The 20,197-nt window shown below is 63.4% G+C and carries 21 protein-coding genes; 3 read left to right on the forward strand and 18 right to left on the reverse strand.

All coding sequences use genetic code 11. From position 1 onward, the window contains the following. Window positions 1-1,548: a cryptochrome/photolyase family protein gene (locus IC609_RS04290; RefSeq protein ID WP_191818201.1), complete on the forward strand. Its 1,548-nt coding sequence runs from the start codon at window positions 1-3 to the stop codon at window positions 1,546-1,548. Between the two features lie 9 nt (window positions 1,549-1,557). Here the strand turns inward: IC609_RS04290 and IC609_RS04295 are convergent, their stop codons facing one another. Beyond that, entirely contained in the window at window positions 1,558-2,529 is a 972-nt protein-coding gene (locus IC609_RS04295; protein WP_191818906.1) for a sodium-dependent bicarbonate transport family permease, read from the reverse strand. Between the two features lie 94 nt (window positions 2,530-2,623). Here IC609_RS04295 and IC609_RS04300 point away from each other — a divergent pair, with 94 nt between their 5' ends. Next, complete coding sequence (locus IC609_RS04300; protein WP_191818202.1) at window positions 2,624-3,526, forward strand: LysR family transcriptional regulator; 903 nt, start codon at window positions 2,624-2,626, stop codon at window positions 3,524-3,526. A 22-nt stretch (window positions 3,527-3,548) separates the two neighbouring features. Here IC609_RS04300 and IC609_RS04305 read toward each other — a convergent pair whose 3' ends face one another. The 10 genes from IC609_RS04305 to IC609_RS04350 form a co-directional block, all read right to left on the reverse strand. After that, complete coding sequence (locus tag IC609_RS04305) at window positions 3,549-4,196, reverse strand: HAD family hydrolase (protein WP_191818203.1); 648 nt, start codon at window positions 4,194-4,196, stop codon at window positions 3,549-3,551. A 32-nt stretch (window positions 4,197-4,228) separates the two neighbouring features. Further along, window positions 4,229-4,618, reverse strand: a complete 390-nt coding sequence (locus IC609_RS04310; protein ID WP_191818204.1) for a YchJ family protein — start codon at window positions 4,616-4,618, stop codon at window positions 4,229-4,231. Continuing rightward, window positions 4,618-5,049: a rhodanese-like domain-containing protein gene (locus IC609_RS04315; protein WP_191818205.1), complete on the reverse strand. Its 432-nt coding sequence runs from the start codon at window positions 5,047-5,049 to the stop codon at window positions 4,618-4,620. Before IC609_RS04315 ends, IC609_RS04310 begins: the two co-directional genes overlap by 1 nt. A 12-nt stretch (window positions 5,050-5,061) precedes the next feature. Continuing rightward, a complete protein-coding gene (locus IC609_RS04320; RefSeq protein WP_191818206.1) occupies window positions 5,062-6,189 on the reverse strand; it encodes an acyl-CoA dehydrogenase family protein in 1,128 nt (375 codons plus the stop codon). A gap of 20 nt (window positions 6,190-6,209) precedes the next feature. Then, window positions 6,210-6,887 carry an SDR family oxidoreductase gene (locus IC609_RS04325; protein ID WP_191818207.1) on the reverse strand — a complete coding sequence of 226 codons (678 nt, stop codon included), beginning with the start codon at window positions 6,885-6,887 and terminating at the stop codon, window positions 6,210-6,212. 95 nt (window positions 6,888-6,982) lie between these two features. Continuing rightward, entirely contained in the window at window positions 6,983-8,167 is a 1,185-nt protein-coding gene (locus IC609_RS04330) for an acetyl-CoA C-acyltransferase (RefSeq protein ID WP_191818208.1), read from the reverse strand. A 45-nt stretch (window positions 8,168-8,212) separates the two neighbouring features. Further along, a complete protein-coding gene (gene can / locus IC609_RS04335; protein WP_191818209.1) occupies window positions 8,213-8,881 on the reverse strand; it encodes a carbonate dehydratase in 669 nt (222 codons plus the stop codon). A 29-nt stretch (window positions 8,882-8,910) separates the two neighbouring features. Next, window positions 8,911-10,089, reverse strand: coding sequence for an isovaleryl-CoA dehydrogenase (locus IC609_RS04340; protein WP_191818210.1), 1,179 nt, complete (start codon window positions 10,087-10,089; stop codon window positions 8,911-8,913). Between the two features lie 58 nt (window positions 10,090-10,147). Continuing rightward, window positions 10,148-10,582 carry a PaaI family thioesterase gene (locus tag IC609_RS04345; RefSeq protein WP_191818211.1) on the reverse strand — a complete coding sequence of 145 codons (435 nt, stop codon included), beginning with the start codon at window positions 10,580-10,582 and terminating at the stop codon, window positions 10,148-10,150. Window positions 10,583-10,642: 60 nt separating this feature from the next. Continuing rightward, window positions 10,643-11,044 carry a MerR family transcriptional regulator gene (locus IC609_RS04350; RefSeq protein ID WP_191818212.1) on the reverse strand — a complete coding sequence of 134 codons (402 nt, stop codon included), beginning with the start codon at window positions 11,042-11,044 and terminating at the stop codon, window positions 10,643-10,645. 116 nt (window positions 11,045-11,160) lie between these two features. Between IC609_RS04350 and IC609_RS04355 the strand changes: the two genes are divergently transcribed. Next, on the forward strand, window positions 11,161-12,261 hold the full coding sequence (locus tag IC609_RS04355) for an MBL fold metallo-hydrolase (RefSeq protein ID WP_191818213.1): 1,101 nt from the start codon (window positions 11,161-11,163) through the stop codon (window positions 12,259-12,261). On the opposite strand, the gene IC609_RS04360 is transcribed toward IC609_RS04355, so the two are convergent. From IC609_RS04360 to IC609_RS04390, 7 genes are all read right to left on the reverse strand, one after another. Further along, on the reverse strand, window positions 12,231-13,145 hold the full coding sequence (locus IC609_RS04360; RefSeq protein WP_191818214.1) for a M48 family metallopeptidase: 915 nt from the start codon (window positions 13,143-13,145) through the stop codon (window positions 12,231-12,233). The genes IC609_RS04355 and IC609_RS04360 overlap by 31 nt on opposite strands. Before the next feature lie 27 nt (window positions 13,146-13,172). After that, complete coding sequence (locus IC609_RS04365; protein WP_191818215.1) at window positions 13,173-13,922, reverse strand: lysophospholipid acyltransferase family protein; 750 nt, start codon at window positions 13,920-13,922, stop codon at window positions 13,173-13,175. Between the two features lie 5 nt (window positions 13,923-13,927). Then, entirely contained in the window at window positions 13,928-14,512 is a 585-nt protein-coding gene (gmhB, locus tag IC609_RS04370; protein WP_191818216.1) for a D-glycero-beta-D-manno-heptose 1,7-bisphosphate 7-phosphatase, read from the reverse strand. 6 nt (window positions 14,513-14,518) lie between these two features. After that, window positions 14,519-16,651 carry a glycine--tRNA ligase subunit beta gene (gene glyS / locus IC609_RS04375; protein ID WP_191818217.1) on the reverse strand — a complete coding sequence of 711 codons (2,133 nt, stop codon included), beginning with the start codon at window positions 16,649-16,651 and terminating at the stop codon, window positions 14,519-14,521. Window positions 16,652-16,665: 14 nt separating this feature from the next. Then, window positions 16,666-17,571 carry a glycine--tRNA ligase subunit alpha gene (glyQ, locus tag IC609_RS04380; protein ID WP_191818218.1) on the reverse strand — a complete coding sequence of 302 codons (906 nt, stop codon included), beginning with the start codon at window positions 17,569-17,571 and terminating at the stop codon, window positions 16,666-16,668. 123 nt (window positions 17,572-17,694) lie between these two features. Beyond that, window positions 17,695-19,266, reverse strand: a complete 1,572-nt coding sequence (gene lnt / locus IC609_RS04385; RefSeq protein WP_191818219.1) for an apolipoprotein N-acyltransferase — start codon at window positions 19,264-19,266, stop codon at window positions 17,695-17,697. Then, entirely contained in the window at window positions 19,263-20,144 is an 882-nt protein-coding gene (locus tag IC609_RS04390) for an HlyC/CorC family transporter (RefSeq protein ID WP_191818220.1), read from the reverse strand. Before IC609_RS04390 ends, lnt begins: the two co-directional genes overlap by 4 nt. Window positions 20,145-20,197: the final 53 nt, after the last annotated feature.

The following is a 20,197-nucleotide window of genomic DNA, read 5'->3' on the forward strand; positions in this document are numbered from 1 at the left end:
ATGACCAACACCCATCGCGCCCTCCGTCATCTGGTCATTGTGCTGGGCGATCAACTCGATCTGACGGCGAGCGCTCTGACCGATTTTGATCCTGCCCAGGACGCCGTCTGGATGGCAGAGGTGATGCAGGAGGCCACCCATGTGCCGTCTTCCAAACAGCGCATCGCCTTGTTTTTGAGTGCCATGCGTCACTTCGCACAGACCTTGCTTGAAAAGGACTGGCCACTGCATTACAGCCATTTGGAGGATGGGCAGAACTCGGGCACCCTGCAAGGTGAGCTCAAGCGTGCCATCGAGCGTCTGCGCCCACAGGCCCTGGTGATGACCGCTCCGGGCGATTGGCGCGTGTTGCAAGACATCCAAAGCGTTGCACAAACGCAGCAGTTGCCTCTGGTGCTGCGCGATGACACCCACTTTTTCACCACGGTGCGGGATTTCGCCGCACACGCCAAGGGACGCAAGCAGTTGCGCATGGAGTATTGGTACCGGGCGCTGCGCCAGCGCTTTGGTGTTTTGATGGACGGCGACCAACCCTCAGGTGGTCAGTGGAATTTCGATGCCGACAACCGGGCATCGTTTGGCGTGAAAGGCCCGCAAAACCTGCCCAATCCATCACACTTTGCGCCCGACAAGACCACGCAGTCGGTGCTCGATTTGGTTCAGCGGGTGTTTGCCCAGCACCCCGGATCGCTGGACGACTTCGCCTGGCCTGTCACGCGGGCGCAAGCGTTGCAGGCGCTGGACGACTTCATCACACACCGCTTGCCGCTCTTTGGTCGGTACGAAGATGCCATGTGGGCAGGCCAGCCCTGGCTTTACCACTCGCAGCTGTCGGCATGTCTGAACCTCAAGCTGCTGAGCGCGCAGGAAGTGGTGCAGGCCGCTCAAAGCGCTTGGCAGCAAGGCCGCGCCCCATTGCCTGCGGTGGAAGGGTTTGTGAGGCAAATTCTGGGCTGGCGCGAATACGTGCGTGGCATGTACTGGACGCAGATGCCCCGCTACATCGAGCGCAATGCGCTGAACGCGCAGGAAGACTTGCCTGGCTTTTTCTGGACAGGCGACACCGACATGGCGTGCCTGCGCGACGCCCTGAAGCAAACATTGCGCTACGGCTATGCCCACCACATCCAGCGGCTGATGGTGCTGGGCCTGTATGGCTTGCTGCGCGGGGTGCATCCACGTCAAATGCACGAGTGGTTTTTGAGTGTGTACGTGGATGCAGTCGAGTGGGTGGAGCTGCCCAACACACTGGGCATGTCGCAGTTTGGCGATGGCGGCCTGATGGCCAGCAAGCCTTACGTGGCCAGTGGCAAATACATCCAGCGCATGAGCAACCACTGCCAGGGCTGCCGCTTCGATCCGGCGCAGTCGGTGGGGCCGCAGGCCTGCCCCTACACCACGATGTACTGGGACTTCCTGCACCGTCACCAGGAGAGCTTGTCCAGCAACCCGCGCATGGCCATGCAGCTCAAGAACCTGAGCCGCATGTCTTCCGAGACGATCGGACAGATTCAGCAGCAGGCGCGCGCGCACCGCTCGAGCGAATGATGACGTAGCTCAGGCCCACACACGTGATGCCACGTGGGCATAGAGCGGAATGCCCAGCAGGATGTTGAACGGGAACGTGAGCCCCAGGGACAAGCCCACATACAAGGAGGGGTTGGCCTCGGGCAAGGCATAGCGCAAGACCGCAGGCACGGCGATGTAGGACGCGCTGGCGGCGAGCACCATCAGCAAGACCGCATCGGCCTGGGGCACGGCCAGCAACCAGCACAAACCCAGCGCGATGCCGGCATGCGCCAGTGGGGACAGCAGACCATAGGCCAGCAACCAGGCCGACTGGCCGCGCAAGCCCGGCAGGTTGCGTGCGGCCATGAGCCCCATGTCCAACAGGAAGAAAGCCAGCATGCCCTTGAACAAATCGCCGGAGAAGGGTTGCATGGCCTGGCGACCCTGCTCACCACTGAGCATGCCGATCAGCATCGCCCCCAGCAAGAGCAGCTGCGCCCCGTCGGTGAAGGACTCGTGCAAGACCTTGCCCATCGAGAGACGCTGTTCCGTGGGGGCCTGTGGTGAGCCGCTGAGGCCACGCAACCGATTGGCCATCAACACAGCAAAGATGATGGCTGGCGACTCCATCAGGGCCATGGCTGCCGCCATGTGGCCACCGTAGGCCAGCCCGTGGGTCTCCAGGTGGTTCATGGCGGTGATGAAGGTGACGGCGCTGACCGAACCATAGGTGGCCGCCAGCGCTGCGGCATCAAAGCCTCCCAGAACATGGCGCAGACACTGGTAACTCAACCACGGCACGAACAGGGCCAAGAACACGGCCAGTGACAAACTCACCGCCACTTGCGGCGTCAGCCCGGATTGCGCCAAAGCAAAGCCGCCTTTGAGGCCCAAGGCCATCAGCAGGTACAGCGAGAGAAAGCGTGAAATCGCGGGAGGGATCTCCAGGTTCGACTTCACCAGTCCGGCAAAGACGCCGAACACAAAAAACAAAATGGCGGGGTCCACCAAGGCATGCATCTGCAACTCCAGTTCATTCACTGGGCGCGATTGTGACGACGAATACACATCAAGTAAAATCGATTTTTAAATACATTGACATCGAATTAAATCTATGAATATCACCTTTCGCCAGCTTCGCCTGTTTCTGGCCACGGCGGAAACGGGCAGCGTGAGCGCCGCTGCACGGGCCATGCATGTGACGCAGCCCACCGCGTCGATGCAGCTGCGGGAGATCACGGAATCGGTGGGCATGCCGCTGTACGACATCATTGGCCGCCAGCTGCACCTGAGCGATGCCGGTCAGCGGCTGGCCCAGACCGCGCGCAGCATCGTGGGGGAATGGGAGGCTTTCGAGCAATCCATCCACGCCATGCACGGTCTGACCCAGGGCAAGCTTCGGGTGGCAGTGGTGAGCACGGCCAAATACTTTGTGCCCCGCCTTCTGGGCAGTTTCTGCGAGCAACACCCGAACATTGACATCTCGCTGGAAGTGCTCAACCGCGATGGCGTGATACAGCGCTTGCGCGACAACCGTGACGACCTGTATGTGATGACCACACCGCCTGCTGACATGGTGCTCGAAGACCAGGTGTTCCTGAGCAACCCCTTGGTGCTCATTGCCCCGCGCAACTACGCCCTGTCCACACGCAAGCGCCTGTCACTGGACGCGCTGAAAAACGAACGGTTTCTCTTGCGCGAAAAAGGTTCGGGCACACGGCTGGCGACCGATCGGTTTTTTGAAGCACAAAACTTTGAACTGTCCTCTCGTCTGGAACTGGGCAGCAACGAAGCCATCAAGGAAGCCGTGGCTGGACACCTGGGCGTAGCGGTCATCTCAAGGCACGCGCTCAAGGACAGCGAGCTGGATCACGAGCTGTGCATCTTGCCCGTGAATGGCACGCCGATCCCGTCCCAATGGCATCTGGTCTACCCCAAGGCGAAACAGATTTCCCCCATCGCCGCCGTGTTCCAGGCCCATCTGGTGCAGCAAGCCAGGCTGTGGGTCAAGGACTGAAGGCCCACCCCACCTCCAGCCATCAGCCCAGCCGCAAGGCCTGCATGTCGGTGAACACCCGTGCAGCCCCGGCCTGCAGCAGCGGCGCGTGCGCTGCAGGTGGTGCGGCATAGGCCCACACCGTAGCACCTGCGGCCACACCCGCCGTGATGCCCACCGTGGTGTCTTCGACCACCAGGCAACGCGCGGGGTCCACCTGTAAGTGTGCGGCCGCAGCCAGGTACACATCGGGGTGCGGCTTGCTGCGCGGCATCTCGTGGCCGCTGAAAATGCGGCCTTCAAAAAAGCGGTGCAGCCCCACCTGTTTGAGCATCATCTCGACCTTGAAGCGGTCCGCCCCCGATGCCACCGCGATGCGCCCTAGGCAGTGGTCATGCAGGTGCGCCACGGCCTCGTGCACGCCTTCAATGGCCGTGATGCTTTCTTGCAGGCGCACATTGCGGCGCTCGAAAAACTGCGCCAGCCATTCATCGGTCAGCGGCTGTCCGGTGTGGGCCTCGATGGTGTCGCGTTGGCTTTTGACCGTGTGGCCCACAAAACGCTGCATGCACTCGGCCAGCGTCATGCGCCAGCCCTGCTCCTCAAACATGTCGCGCAGGACGCCGCAGGTGATGGCTTCGCTGTCGACGAGCACGCCGTCGCAGTCGAACAAGATGGCTTCAAATGTCATGCCGCGATGATACGGGGCGCAGCGCTGCAGGCTCAGAGCACGTCGCCGTCCACATAAAACCAGCGGCCGCCTTCACGCACAAAGCGGCTGCGTTCGTGCTGACGCACCGCCTTGCCGTCTACCCGAAAGCGGGCCACAAACTCGACTTCGGCTGTGTCCTCACCCGTGGTGCGGTGCTGCTTGATCTCCAGCCCCAGCCACTTGGCCCCCGCTTCCAGCGTCAACTCGGCGGGCCGTTGGCTGCTGTGCCAGGTGGTCAGCAAATACGGCACATCGCCCAGCACAAAGGCGCTGTAGCGCGAGCGCATCAGGCTTTGGGCATCGGGCGCGGCTTGGCCTGCGTGGTAAGGGCCGCAGCACGTGTCCAGCGTCAGAGGCTGACCTTTGGCCTGGGTGCGGCCGCAAGGGCAAAGCACAGGCATCAGTGGCTTTTGCGCGAAGCGCTTTCGGCCTTGTGCTGCTCCAGCGTGACCATGGGCGCATGGGCCTTCTTCCAGGCGGCATAGCCACCGTCGATGTGCGCGACATTGGTCATGCCCATGTCCTGCAGGGTTTTGGTGGCCAGTGCACTGCGCCAGCCCGCCCCACAAAACAAGATGAACTCCTTGCTTTCGTCGGCGAACACGGGTTTGAAATAAGGCGAGGCGGGATCCACCCAAAATTCGAGCATGCCACGCGGCGCGAGCAAGGCACCGGGCACCGTGCCTTCGCGCTCCAATTCGCGCACATCACGGATGTCCACGATCTGCACATTCGGCTCGGCCAAGCGGGCACGGACCTGGTCCACGCTGTAGGTGGTGACCTGGGCCATGGCCTCGTTCACAAGCGCCTGAAAACCTTTGGTGATGGGCATGCTGGGCTCCTCTTACAGCGCACGCTGGATGATGATTTTTTGCACATCGCTCGTGCCTTCGTAGATCTGGCACACACGCACATCGCGGTAAATGCGCTCGACCGGGAAGTCGCTCACATAGCCATAGCCGCCCAGCGTCTGGATGGCGGCGGAGCACACCTTTTCGGCCATTTCGCTGGCAAACAACTTGGCCATGGCGGCTTCTTTCAGGCAAGGGCGACCGGCATCGCGCAGGCTGGCCGCGTGCCAGGTGAGCTGGCGTGCCGCTTCGAGTTGGGTGGCACATTCGGCCATACGGAAACCCACGGCCTGGTGGTTGAAGATGGGCGTGCCAAAGCTCTCGCGCTGCTTGGCGTAGTCGATGGCCACATCGAGCGCACTGCGGGCCATGCCCAGGCTTTGCGCCGCGATACCGATGCGTCCACCCTCCAGACCGCCCAGCGCGATGCCATAGCCCTCGCCTTCTTTGCCAATCAGGTTCTCGGCCGGGATGCGGCAGTTGTCAAAGTTGATCTGTGCGGTGTCGCTGGAATGCTGGCCGAGCTTGTCTTCCAGACGCGCCACCACGTAGCCCGGGGCGTTGGTCGGCACGAGGAAGGCGCTCATGCCTTTTTTGCCTGCGCCCTTGTCGGTGACGGCGATGACGATGGCCACGTCACCGTTCTTGCCACTGGTGATGAACTGTTTGACGCCGTTGATGACGTAGCTGTCGCCGTCTTTCACGGCCGTCGTGCGCAGCGACGAGGCATCGCTGCCCACATGCGGCTCGGTCAGGCAAAACGCGCCGAGCATCTCGCCGCGTGCCAGCGGTTCGAGCCACTGCTTCTTTTGCTGCACGTTGCCAAACTTCATCAAGATGGCGTTCACCGGGCAGTTGGTCACGCTGATGACGGTGCTGGTGCCGCCGTCACCGGCCGCGATCTCTTCGAGCACCAGCGCCAGCGTCACATAGTCCAGACCCGCGCCGCCCAGCTCTTCGGGCACGCAGATGCCGTAAGCGCCCAGTTCGGCCAGGCCCTTGTGCACGTCTTTGGGGAAGTGGTGTTTTTTGTCCCACTCGGCGGCATGCGGCCACAGCTCGCGCTGGGCAAAGTCGCGCACGGCGTCACGGATCATTTCCTGGTCGGGGGTCAACAGCATAGGTCTCTCTCTTTATGGGGTCACCAGGGCAATGTGCTGCCGTCGTGGTTCAAAAATGCGCCCCGGTGTTTCGGGTCGCGTTGTTCAAGCACTTGGCTCAGGGTTTGGCGCAGGCTGCCCGCGCTTTGTTCCGGCGTGAGCGGGGCTTGCGCGCCGCCCATATCGGTCTGCACCCAGCCCGGATGGATGGCCAGCACAGTGATGTCCGGCTGTTCGGCCTGGGTGCAACGCACCACCATGTTGAGTGCGGCCTTGCTCACGCGGTAGAGCGCGGCATTGCCACTGGTGGTGTCTTGCAGGCTGCCCATGACCGAACTGATGCAGGCGATCACGCCTTGCGCTTCCTGCACCATGGGCACGATCTGGGGGATGACCTGCATGGCCCCCATCACATTGGTGTGCATCACGGCATCAAAACTGTCACGGGTCGGGGGCGTGCTGGCACTGGCGCGGTCCATGGCACCGGCCACGTAAATGGCGAGATCAATCTTCTCGCCGTCGAGCTGCCAGGCCAGGCCCGAGTTGCTGGCCGGATTGGCCACATCCAGGCGCAAGGTTTGCGCGCCCAAGGCCTTCAGGTTTGCAATGCTTTCGTCAGAACGGGCGGTGGCGATCACACGCCAGCCATCTGAGATGTATTGACGGGCCAATTCGTGGCCGATGCCACGGGATGCGCCAATGAGAAGAACGGTGGACATGTTGTCTTGCTTTTGTAGGAGTCGCGCCCTCACGGCGATATTTGTGCTGGGCTGACGCCCATCGCGACGAGGGCGTCGCTCCTACAAGAAAACCATCACACCAATTCCAGCGCCACCGCCGTGCCTTCGCCGCCGCCGATGCACAGCGTGGCCAGACCTTTTTTCAGGCCCCGTGCTTTGAGTGCGTGGATCAGGGTGACCATGATGCGGGCACCGGACGCGCCAATGGGGTGACCCAATGCGCAGGCGCCACCGTTCACATTGACCTTGTCGTGCGGCACGTTCAGCTCTTTCATGAGCGCCATGGGCACGACGGCAAAGGCTTCGTTGATTTCCCACAGATCGACGTCTTCGACCTTCCAGCCCGCCTTGGCCAGGGCTTTCTGGCTGGCCCCCACGGGCGCGGTCGAGAACCATTCGGGTTCCTGCGCGTGGGTGGCGTGGCTGACGATGCGGGCCAGGGGTTTGCAACCGAGTTTCTGGGCAGTGCTCTCGCGCATCAGCACCATGGCAGCAGCGCCGTCGTTGATGGAGGAGCTGGCCGCAGCGGTGATGGTGCCGCCGTCTTTCTTGAACGCAGGCTTGAGGGTGGGGATCTTGTCGATCTTGATCTTGCCAGGGCCTTCGTCGATGGACACCACGACTTCACCGGCCCGGGTCTTGACGGTCACCGGGGCGATTTCGGTGGCAAAGCCGCCGTTCTTGATCGCGTCCTGTGCGCGCTGCACGCTGGCCATGGCAAACGCGTCCTGTTGCTCTCGGGTGAAGTTGTATTTGGCCGCGCAGTCTTCGCCAAAGGTGCCCATGCTGCGGCCGGCTTCGTAGGCGTCTTCCAGGCCGTCGAGCATCATGTGGTCGAAGATGCGGTCGTGGCCCATGCGGTAACCGCCACGGCCCTTGAGCATGAGGTAAGGCGCGTTGGTCATGCTTTCCATGCCACCGGCCACCAGCACATCGTGCGTGCCTGCGGCCAGCATGTCGTGCGCAAACATGGCCGCGCGCATGCCCGAGCCGCACATTTTGGACAGGGTCACGGCACCCGCGCTCTTGGGCAGGCCGCCCTTGAAGCCCGCCTGGCGCGCCGGGGCCTGGCCCTGGCCCGCCATCAGGCAGTTGCCAAACAGCACTTCGGTGACGAGTTCAGGACTGATGCCCGCGCGCTCGACAGCGGCCTTGATGGCGACGCCGCCCAGGTCGTGGGCAGCCAGTGAGGAAAAGTCGCCCTGGAAGCTGCCCATGGGGGTGCGGGCAGCGCTGACGATGACGATGGGGTCGGACATGAGAATTCTCCAATCAAAAAACAATCACCACGCCAACCCAAAGGGTCACGCGGCTGGAAGTGCGCCACCCCGGGGGTAGCGCTTGAAAGCGTTGCGGAACACGTCGACCACTTCGCCTGCGTGGCTCATGGTGACACCGAGGTCCTTGACCAGTCCGTTATCCAGACCATAAATCCAACCGTGGACAGTGACTTTCTGGCCACGGCTCCAGGCGTCCTGCATGACGTTGGACAGCGCGACGTTGCCGACCTGCTCGATCACGTTCATCTCGCACATGACCGATTCCAGCTCTTCTTGAGGCAAATGGTTCAGGCGTTGGCGGTGGCGCAGGCGCACGTCCTGCACATGGCGCAGCCAGTTGTCGGCCAGGCCCACGCGCAGGCCACGTGTGGCGGCCAGCACACCGCCGCAGCCGTAGTGGCCCACGACCATGATGTGCTCGACCTTGAGGGCATCGACCGCGTACTGGATGACCGACAGGGCGTTCAGGTCGGAGTGCACCACCACGTTGGCCACGTTGCGGTGCACAAACACCTCGCCCGGATCCAGACCGGTGATCTGGTTGGCGGGCACACGGCTGTCGGAGCAGCCGATCCAGAGGTACTTGGGGTTTTGCTGGTTGGCCAGGCGCGAGAAGTAAGCAGGGTCCTGGCGGACCATGCTCTGCGCCCAGGCGCGGTTGTTGTCAAAAAGGTGCTGTAGTGATTCGCTCATGCGTCGATTGTCGCAGCGCAGCAAAACCTTCAGGCGGTTTCCGAGAACAATTCGCGACCGATCAGCATGCGGCGAATCTCTGACGTGCCCGCGCCGATCTCGTACAGCTTGGCGTCACGCCACAGGCGGCCCAGCGGGTATTCGTTGATGTAGCCGTTGCCGCCGAAGATCTGCACGCCCTCGCCCGCCATCCAGGTGGCTTTTTCTGCGGTCCACAAAATGACGCTGGCGCAGTCCTTGCGCACTTGGCGCACGTGCTCGGCGCCCAGCAGGTCCAGGTTCTTGGCCACGGTGTAGGCAAAGCTGCGGCCCGCTTGCAGCACGGTGTACATGTCGGCCACCTTGCCCTGGATCAGCTGGAACTCGCCAATGCTCTGGCCGAACTGCTTGCGGTCGTGGATGTAGGGGATCACGTTGTCCATGACGGCCTGCATGATGCCCAAGGGGCCGCCGGTCAGCACGGCGCGTTCGTAATCCAGGCCGCTCATCAGCACCTTGGCGCCGTTGTTGAGGCCACCCAAGATGTTCTCGGCAGGCACTTCCACGTTGTTGAACACCAGCTCGCCCGTGTGGCTGCCGCGCATGCCCAGCTTGTCGAGCTTTTGCGCAATGCTGAAACCCTTCATGCCCTTCTCAATCAAAAAGGCCGTCACGCCGCGTGCGCCGAGTTCTGGCTCGCTCTTGGCGTAAACCACCAGGGTGTCAGCGTCGGGCCCGTTGGTGATCCACATCTTGGAGCCGTTGAGCAGGTAATAACCGCCCTTGTCTTCGGCTTTGAGCTTCATGCTCAGGACATCGGAGCCCGCACCGGGTTCGCTCATGGCCAAGGCACCCACGTGCTCGCCACTGATGAGCTTGGGCAGGTACTTGGCGCGCTGGGCTTCGTTGCCATTGCGCTTGATCTGGTTCACACACAAGTTGGAGTGCGCGCCATAGCTCAGGCCCACGCTGGCCGAGGCGCGGGAGATCTCTTCCATGGCCACCATGTGGGCCAGGTAGCCCATATTGGCACCACCGTATTCCTCACCCACGGTGATGCCCAGCACGCCCAGGTCGCCCATCTTGCGCCACAGGTCCATGGGGAACTGGTCGTTGTGGTCGATCTCTGCTGCGCGGGGGGCGATTTCGGTTTGCGCAAAGTCGTACACCGCTTCGCGCAATGCGTCGATGTCTTCACCGAGCTGGAAGTTCAGGCCTGGCATGTTCATGGGGTTCTCCTCTTTCATCGGTTGGGGGCAGCGCTCAAGATCTGTCCCGCAAGGTTATTCAATAAGTTTTATTGACCGGTACCAGGGTCTGCTGCATGACCGCGCAGTCAGAGCGTTTGCCGCTGTCGTCGATGTGGGTGACTTCGGCCGTGGTCACAACGATGCGCTTGCCCGCTTTGGTGACGCGGCCTGTGGCGCGAAGCTCTCCGCCCTGGAAGCTGGAGAGGAAGTTGATCTTGTATTCCACCGTGGTGACTTCCATGCCCTCGGGCAGCACGGTCAGCGCGGCATAACCGCCCGCGATGTCGGCCAGCGCCCCCATGGCGCCACCATGAAAACCGCCTTGCTGCTGGGTCACTTTGTCGCTGTAGGCCAGTGCCAGCTCGACTTCACCGACTGAAGCGCGCAACAGGCGCACACCCAGGTGCTGCATCATGCCCTGGCGCGCCAGGCTGTCTGCGACGCGCTGGTACTCGGGGGTGGAAGTGCTCATGAAGGGACCCGGGGTGGTAAACGATGCCACAACTTTAATTGACGTTTACGTAAACGTCAATCAGGAACTGCTCGCCTTGGTCGCCTTGGCCAGCAAAGAACGGGTTTCTTTTTCGTGGGTCTTGACCTCGTCCATCGTGGCCTGCAGGTCGGCCAGCTGGGATTCGAGCTGCTGCCGGTGCTCGGCCAGCACCACCAGGAACTTCTTGAGCTGGGGCACCGTGTCGCGCGGGCTGTCGTACATGTCGATCAGGTCTTTGGCCTCAGTCAGGGACAAACCCAGGCGCTTGGCGCGCAGCGTGAGCTTGAGCCGGGTGCGGTCGCGCGCCGAATACACGCGGTTGCGACCGCCAGGGCCGGAACGCTCGGGCTCCAGCAAGCCCATGTCTTCGTAAAAACGGATGGCGCGGGTCGTCAGGTCGAATTCCTGCGCCAGATCGCTGATGGTGTAAATGTTGGCCATAAGGGTCCTCACCGGTCTGCACACCGGCGACAGGCCCGGGCCCGGGCGCCGCCTAGAATGCCTCCAGCATTTGACGTTAACGTCAACGTCAATTGAGCGAATGCTAACCGAAACCCATGAACGCCACTTCCACCCCCTCTGCCCTGGACTACCCCTGGGGCACCGAGCTGCCCGCACCGGGCCGCGCGACGCAAGTGGCCGAAGGCGTGTACTGGCTGCGCATGGCGCTGCCCTTTGCGCTGGACCACATCAACCTCTGGCTGTTGCGCGACCAGATGCCGGACCCGCGTGAGCCCTCGCAGATGCGCGAAGGCTGGACGGTGGTGGACTGCGGCATCGACAACGTGGCCACCCGCGAAGCCTGGAGCCAGGTTTTTGAACAAGTACTGCAGGACCTGCCGATTTTGCGGGTGCTGGTGACGCACATGCACCCGGACCACATGGGCCTGGCGCACTGGCTGTGCGAGCACTGGCAAGCGCAGCTGTGGATGAACACCACCGAATACCAGTCGGCCTTGCTGGCGTGCAGCGGTGCGTCCAACTTTGGCGGCGACAAGACGCAGGCGTTTTTTGCTGCGCACGGCTGGACCAGCCCGGAGGACATGGCCCAGGTGCGCGAGCGGGTCGGCTATTACAGCGGCATGGTGCCGCGCGTGCCTGACGCCTACCACCGCCTGATGGACGGTCAGACCGTGCGCATCGGTCAGCGCCAATGGCGCTGCATCAGTGGCCACGGCCACTCCCCCGAGCACATCGCGCTGTACGCCCAAGAGGAAGACCTGCTGATCAGCGGTGACATGCTGCTGCCCTCGATCTCGACGAATGTGAGCGTGTACTCGCAAGAGCCCGACAGCAATGCCCTGCAATGGTTTCTGGACTCGCTGGCCCGCATGCAGAGCATCCCGGACAGTTGCCTGGTGCTGCCCTCGCACGGCCGACCCTTCAAGGGCGCACAACTGCGCATCGCCCAGTACCAGGACCACCACGCCGAACGCCTGGACGACCTGCTGCAGGCCTGCACAGGCACCCCGCGCTGCGCGCACGAGCTGCTGCCCGTGCTGTTCAAACGTGCACTGAACCTGCACCAGACCACCTTCGCCATGGGCGAAGCCATTGCCCACCTCAATGCGCTGTGGCATGCGGGCCAGGTGCGCCGCCAGCTGGACGCCGACGGCATTTACCGTTTTCAGTCTTCGGGCACGCCCAGGGCCGACTGACGCAGTTGCTGGCGACGCTCGCGGTAGTCGGGCATGACGCCGCCCACCGTGTCCCAGAACTTGGGGCCGTGGTTCATTTCGCGCAGATGCGCGAGCTCGTGCACCACCACGTAGTCGATCTGTGCCAGCGGCAGATGGATGAGCCGCCAGTTGAGCCGGATGTGCCCGTCGCTGCGCGCACTGCCCCAGCGCGTGCGGGCGCTCGACAAGGACAGTTTTTTCCACTGCACGCCCAGCTGAGGGGCGAAATGCGCCAAGCGTTCTTCAAACAGGGGGCGGGCTTTTTTCTTGAACCAGACTTCGGCAGCCTCGCGCACCTGCTGGGCACTGGCCGCAGGCGGCAAACTCAGGCGCAACGCCTGCGTCATGTCACCGCTCGGCGGCAAGGCGCCCCGCTCAAGCACGCACAAGCGCACTGTGCCGCCCAGGTAGGGAATGTCTGCACCATGGGTCCAGTCGATGGCCTGCTGCAGGTGCTCAGACTGGCGCTGGCGGAACTGCTGCAGCTTGGCCACGATCCAGGCGGCTTTTTCCTGCACGGCAGCGTCGACCTCGCGCAAGGTCACCCAGGACGGCGCACGCACCACCAGACCCTCGGCACCGATCACAAAACCGATGCTGCGCCTGCGTGAGCGCTCAAAGCGGTAAGACACGGCAAAGCCCTGCAACTGGGCATGGCGGTTCGCCGCAGGATGGGTGTAACCCGCCAGGGGGGCGGCGGTGGGCGCAGCGGAGGGCCAGGGGACGGGCGTAGCCGCTGGCGTGACCCCGGGGGGCGTCACAGCCCCGGGAGGCTCCGCCGAACCGCTGTGCAGCTGCACCTGCGGGGTCTCGGGATCGCCCCAGGTGAAGAAATCCAGCACGAATTGCAAAGGGGTTCGCATGTGCCCGCCGTGGCGTTGCCGTGGGACTCAGTGCAGGGCAGCGGCCGGGTAGGCCTCGGGGTCGAGGCGCTGCATTTCGGCCTCGATCCAGGCTTCGACTTCGGCCATCAGTTCATCGGCCATGCGCCCTTCGCTGGGAATGGGTTGGCCGATCGAAATGTCCACAATGCCCGGGCGTTTGATGAAGGCCTTGCGCGGCCAGCAGCGGCCAGAGGTCACCGCGATCGGGATCACAGGCACCCCTGCGGCCACGGCCAGGCGCGTGCCACCGGTTTTGTAGTCGCCCTTCTGACCGCGCTCAGTACGGGTGCCCTCAGGGAACATGATGACCCAGACGCCCTCTTGCATGAGGCGTCGGCCTTGTTGCACCACCTTGGCAAAGGCGCGTGATTTCTGGCTGCGGTCAATGTGGATCATGTCCATGCGGGCCATGGCCCAGCCGAAAAACGGCACGTAGAGCAGCTCTTTCTTGAACACGTAGGCCAGGGGGTGCGGCATGATGGTGGGCATCACAAACGTCTCCCAGACCGACTGGTGCTTGACCAGCAAGACCGCCGGATCCTTGCTGCCCTGGGGGAGGTTTTCCAGGCCCTGAATGCGGTTGCGGATGCCCAGAATGGCCGTACCGCTGCTGACGGCCAGACGCAACCAGGCAGCACAAATCCAGTAGAGGCGCGTGCTGCTGATGAAGTAGGACACCACGACCACGAACAAGGCCCAAGGCACCACGGTGATGGCCATCCACAACAGGTGCAGCAAAGAGCGAATGAAGTTCATGGGATTCAGGCAGCCAATGCCGGGTTGGAGGTTTCAAGGCCCAGCAACTGGTCCACGCAAGCCGCCAGATCGGCATGGATGCGGGTGTTCACCGGAAAGCCCGGCGGCACAGCTTGGCCCAACAGGTCGGCGTGGCGCCCGGTGCACACCAGGTGGGGCGCGCAGCCTGCAGCTTCGGCCGCCTGCATGTCACGCAGGCTGTCGCCAATGCACGGCACGCCTTGCAAACTCACACCATAACGCTCTGCGATCTGGGCAAACAGGCCTGGCCAGGGCTTGCGGCAACCACAGCCTTCATCGGGTGCGTGGGGGCAATAGAAAATCGCATCAATGCGGCCACCGGCCGCGGCCAGCGTCTTGATCATGTGGCTGTGCACCGCATTGAGCGCCGCCACATCGAAGAGCCCCCGGCCCAGACCCGACTGGTTGGTCGCCAGCACCACGTGGTAGCCCGCGTGGTTGAGGCGACTGATGGCTTCCATCGCGCCCGGCAAGGGGTGCCACTCCTCGGGTGACTTGATGAACTCGTCGCTGGCGCGGTTGATCGTGCCGTCGCGGTCCAGGATGACGAGTTTCAGGTTCGCATTCATGCGTGATCAGGCCGCCAAACGCGACAGATCGGCCACGCGGTTCATGGCCCCATGCAAGCTCTTGAGCAAGCCCTGGCGGTTCAGGCGCAGGTCCATCTCTTCGGCATTGACCATCACATCGTCGAAGAACGCATCCACCGGGCCGTGCAGCGCCGCCAGCGTCTGCAGGCTGGCGGTGTAGTCGCCCGCTTCGAACTGCGCGGTGGACTCGGGCACCAGCTTGGCCATCGCGGCGTGCAAGGCTTGCTCGGCGTCTTCCTTGAGCAGGGCGGCGTTCACATGGGCGTCCACCTCACCGGCTTTTTTCAGGATGTTGCCGATGCGCTTGTTGGCAGCCGCCAAGGCGGGGCTTTCGGGCAGCGCGGCGAAAGCACGCACGGCGGCGAGGCGCTTGGCCACATCCGACAGGCGCTGCGGCTGCAGGGCCAGCACGGCGTCCACTTCCTGGGCCGAGAAGCCCTGCTCACGCAGGCCACCGGCCAGGCGGTCGTAGATGAAGGCAGCGAGCGGTTCGCTGGCGTCGGTGATCTTGTCGCCAAACACCGGTGCCGACAGCGCCAGCAGGGCCGACAGGTCGATGGCCAGGTCTTTTTCGATCAGCATGCGGATCACGCCCAGCGCATGGCGGCGCAGCGCGAACGGGTCCTTGTCGCCGCTGGGCAGGTTGCCGATGCCGAACATGCCCACCAGGGTTTCAAGCTTGTCGGCCAGCGCGACCACCACGCCCACGGGGTTGCGCGGCAGTTCGTCGCCGGCAAAGCGCGGCTTGTAGTGGTCTTCAATGGCTTCGGCAATCTCGACGGGCAGGCCATCGTGGCGGGCGTAGTAGCCGCCCATGATGCCCTGCAGCTCGGGGAACTCGCCCACCATGTCGGTCAACAGGTCGGTCTTGGCCAGGCGTGCAGCCTGCTCGGCCTGTTTGGCCAGCAGGTCACCGCCCAGTTGCTGGCCAATGGCCTTGGCGATGGCGCAGACGCGGGCCATGCGCTCGCCTTGCGTGCCCAGCTTGTTGTGGTACACGACCTTGGACAGGCCTTCGACGCGCGATTCGAGCGTCTTCTTGCGGTCCTGGTCAAAGAAGAATTTGGCATCGGCCAGGCGCGGGCGCACCACGCGCTCGTTGCCGCCGATCACGGCGCTGGCGTCAGATGGGCTGATGTTGCTCACCACCAGGAACTGGTGGGTCAGCTTGCCCGCAGCGTCCAGCAGCGGAAAGTACTTCTGGTTGGCCTTCATCGTGAGGATCAGGCATTCCTGCGGCACATCGAGGAACTGCTTTTCAAACGCGCAGACCAGCACATTGGGGCGCTCGACCAGGGCGGTCACTTCGTCGAGCAGGGCCTCGTCTTCAATCGGTTTGACGCCCCCACCCACCTTGGCCGCAGCGGCCTGCAGCTGGCGCACGATCTCGGCGCGGCGCTCGGCAAAGCTGGCGATCACGGCACCGTCGCTCTTCAGCACCTCGGCGTACTGGTCGGCATGCGGCACCACCACGGTGGGCACCTTGGCCTCAAAGCGGTGGCCTTGCGTGCTGTTTCCCGCTGTCAGGCCCAGCGCCTTGATGGGCACCACGGCGCTGCCGTGCAGGGCGATCAGGCTGTGTGCGGGGCGCACAAAGTTCACACTGCTCCAGCCCGGCAGTTCGCAGTCGGTCTCCAGCTGGTACTGCATGACCTTGGGGATCGGCAGCTTGGCCAATGCTTCATCCAATGCCTTTTGCAGACCGGCGGCCAGGGTCGCGCCCTTGACCACGCTGTCGTAGAACAGGGCTTCGGCCTTGCCGTCCGGCTGACGCTTGAGCGCAGCCACGGCCGCAGCCGGGTCGCTCACATCGGCGCCCAGGGCCTGCAGCTTCTTGAGCAGGGCGGGGGTGGCGTTGCCGTTGGCGTCCAGACCCACGGTCACAGGCATCAGCTTTTGCTGCACCGCCTTGTCGGCGGCCTGCGCCAGCACGCCCGTCACATGGGCGGCCAGGCGGCGGGGCGAGGCGTAGGCGGTCACCGTTGCATTGGCAGCGGCCAGGCCCTGTGCCTTGAGTTGTTCGGCCAGCACACCCGAAAAAGCCGCGCCGAGTTTGTTCAGGGCCTTGGGAGGCAACTCTTCAACAAAGAGTTCGACGAGAAGGTTTTGCGTTGTCATTGTTCTTGTTCCTCTCAAGCGGCCTTCTTAGGCATCTGCGCGACCCACTCGCGCGGGGCCATCGGGAAGTCCAGGCGCTCGCGGCTTTCGTAATAACTCTGGGCCACGCTGCGCGCCAGGTTGCGGATGCGTCCGATGTAGGCTGCACGCTCAGTCACGGAAATCGCGCCCCGCGCGTCCAGCAGGTTGAAGGTGTGCGCGGCCTTGAGCACTTGCTCGTACGCAGGCAGCGCCAGCTGCTGCACCATCAGGTTTTGCGCCTGCTTTTCGTGGGCGCCGAAGGCGGTGAACAGGAAGTCCACGTCCGAATGCTCGAAGTTGTAGGTGGACTGCTCGACCTCGTTTTGGTGGTACACATCGCCATAGCTGAGTGTGTCGGTCCACTTCAGGTTGTAGACGTTGTCCACGCCCTGCAGGTACATGGCCAGACGCTCCAGGCCGTAGGTGATCTCGCCGGTGATGGGCTTGCAGTCGATGCCGCCCACTTGCTGGAAGTAGGTGAACTGCGTGACTTCCATGCCGTTGAGCCAGACTTCCCAGCCCAGGCCCCAGGCACCCAGCGTGGGGTTTTCCCAATCGTCTTCGACGAAGCGGATGTCGTTTTTCTTCAGGTCAAAGCCCAGCGCTTCGAGCGAGCCCAGGTACAACTCCAGGATGTTGCTGGGCGCGGGCTTCAAGACCACCTGGTACTGGTAGTAGTGCTGCAGGCGGTTGGGGTTCTCGCCATAGCGGCCATCCTTGGGGCGGCGGCTGGGCTGCACATAAGCGGCCTTCCAGGGCTCAGGGCCGATGGCGCGCAAAAAGGTGGCGGTGTGGCTGGTGCCGGCGCCCACTTCCATGTCGTAGGGCTGGAGCAAGGCGCAACCCTGAGCGTCCCAGTACTGCTGTAATTTGAGGATGATTTGCTGAAAGGTCAACATGGACTCAAGAAGCCAGCCGCGAGCTGGCCTGTGGGTGAAGTGGGCACGCGGCAAACAAGCTGCGCGTGCAAACCCTTGATTTTACTGCCCACAGGGCCACCCAGCGCCCTGCTTCAGGGGTTTTCAGTTCACCTTGCGGCGCCCGGACAGCCAGGCCCAGCCCACCATCGCCAGCCCCAGACACCACAAGGGCCAAACACCCCAGGCTGCAGCCCAGCGGACAAAGGGCGTCAAACCCATACGCCCTTCGTAGCTACCCACCAGACTGCCCCGGGTGAAGCGCTCAAGCATGCCAAGGACCTGCCCCTGGTGATCGATGATGGCCGTGGCCCCGGTGTTGGTGGCCCGCAGCATGGGGCGCTGAAGCTCCAGCGCACGCATGCGCGAGATGTTCAGGTGCTGGTCCACCGCCACGGTGTTGCCAAACCAGCCGATGTTGCTGACGTTGACCAAGGCCGTAGGGGCCTGCTCGGCCACACGGAAACGTGCCGCCAGCTCTTCGCCAAACAGGTCTTCGTAGCAGATGTTGAGCGCCAGGCGCTGGCCTTGCCAGGCGATGGATGGCTGGTTCAGCGGCCCTGGAGTGAAGTCGCTCAGCGGGATCTGCATCTGTTGAACAAACCAGCGAAACCCTGTCGGCACGAATTCGCCAAAAGGCACCAGATGGAATTTGTCATAGCGGTATTCGGCCGTACCTGCTGGCCCCATGGCCACCACCGCATTGGTGTAACCCTGTCCCGCATCGCCCCAAGGCACGCCCACCAGCGCGAGCCGATCCTGACGAGCAGCAAACTCGGCCTGCAGATCACGCCAATACCCCTCGGGCAGGTGGCGTTGCAGCAGCGGGATGGCGGTTTCAGGGGCCACCACCAGGGGCTGCGCGCTTTGGCGCAGGCGCTGGTCGTACCAGACCAGGGCGTCGCGCACGCCGCTGGCCACATCAAATTTGGCGGTCTGGGCAATGCTGGCCTGCAGCAACTCCACCTGGCCCACGCCCGCAGATGCCGTGAATGCCGGACTCCAGGCTTTGAGCGCCGCGCACACGACCAGCACCAGCGCTGCATCTCGCCAAGGCCTCCAACGGCAGCCGCCCATGGCCAGGCGCATCGCCAGACCTGCGGCCACCGCCCCCACGCCGTAAACCCCGAGCCAAGGGGCCAACACCGCCAGATGGCTGTCCACATGGGCGTAGCCACCCGCGCCCCAGGGGAAACCGGTGAACCAGCGCCCGCGCATCAGCTCGGCCAAGGTCCACAGCGCGGCAAACAGCGCGCTGGCACGGACGGGCTTGGCCAGCCAACCGCTGTGGCGAACCAGCGCCACCCATGCAGCGGCTGTGCCCACGTAATACAACGCCAATGCAGCGGCCAGCGCCAGCACCGCCAGGACAGCCAGTGGCGCAGGCAAACCGCCCACCTCGTGCATCGAGACATAGAGCCACCAGAAACTGCCCGCCAGCCAGGCGGTGGCAAACCAGCCGGTCTGCGAGGCGGCAGCCTTCGCAGCGCCTCGCACAGACCCGGGTGAGCGCGCGCAACGCACCAGGCCCAGGCCCAGAATCAAGAGGCTGAAAATTTGAAGACTGCCCCAGGCTTGCCCTGTGCCGGGCCAGGCCATGGCGGCCGCCTGCAACAAGCCCGCCAGCGAGGCCGTGAACCGACCCAGTCCCAGCTGGTCACGAAAGAAAGCCCTCATGCCTTGGCCGCAGCGTCGGCAGCAGCCACCTTGAACCAGCGCACCGCGCCACCACGGGTGTGCAGCACCACAAACAGCAAGCCGGCAAAAACGAACTTCTCGCCCCGCTTGGGCACATGTCCCATTTCGTGGGCGATCAGACCGCCAATGGTGTCAAAGTTGGGGCCCTCGTCGTCGCCTCGGGCCGCTTGCAGGTCCACGCCAAACGCCTCGCTCACGCGCTCCAGCGAGGTGTCGCCGCTGACGCGGAAGGTGCGGTCGGGCAGACCAAAGATGTCGCCCTCGTCGTCGGCGATGTCGAATTCGTCTTCGATCTCGCCCACGATCTGTTCAAGCACATCCTCGATGGTGATGAGGCCCGCCGTGCGGCCGAACTCGTCGATCACGATGGCCAGGTGGTTGCGGTTATCACGGAACTGGCGCAGCAGGTCGTTCAAGCCCTTGCTCTCAGGCACAAACACCGCCGGGCGCAACAAGGCACGGATGTTGAGCTCGGGCGCACGTTGCAGCTTGAGCAGGTCTTTGGCCAGCAGGATCCCGATGATGTTTTCCCGCTCACCCTCGTACACCGGAAACCGCGAGTGGGCCGTCTCGATGACCTGGTGCAGCAGCACATCGAACGGCGCATCGATGTCCAGCAAGTCCATGCGGGGCGCCGCCACCATCACGTCGCCAGCGGTCATGTCCGCCATGCGGATCACACCTTCGAGCATCAAACGGCTCTCGTTGTTGATGATGTGGTTGTCCTCGGCCTCGGCCAAGGTCTCGATCAACTCGTCGGTGGAGTCCGGGCCGGGATGGATGAACTCGGCCAGTTTTTGAAGGAAACCGCGTTTGTCTTCGCGCTCGAGGGAACGCGCAGGGTGAGGGTCTGACACAGTGCGTGAAGCAGGACGTGCTGTTGTGGATGAGGCTCTAGGATAGCGGATTC

Origin of the sequence: Limnohabitans radicicola (genome assembly GCF_014837235.1) — a bacterium.
GTDB lineage: Bacteria > Pseudomonadota > Gammaproteobacteria > Burkholderiales > Burkholderiaceae_C > Limnohabitans_A > Limnohabitans_A radicicola.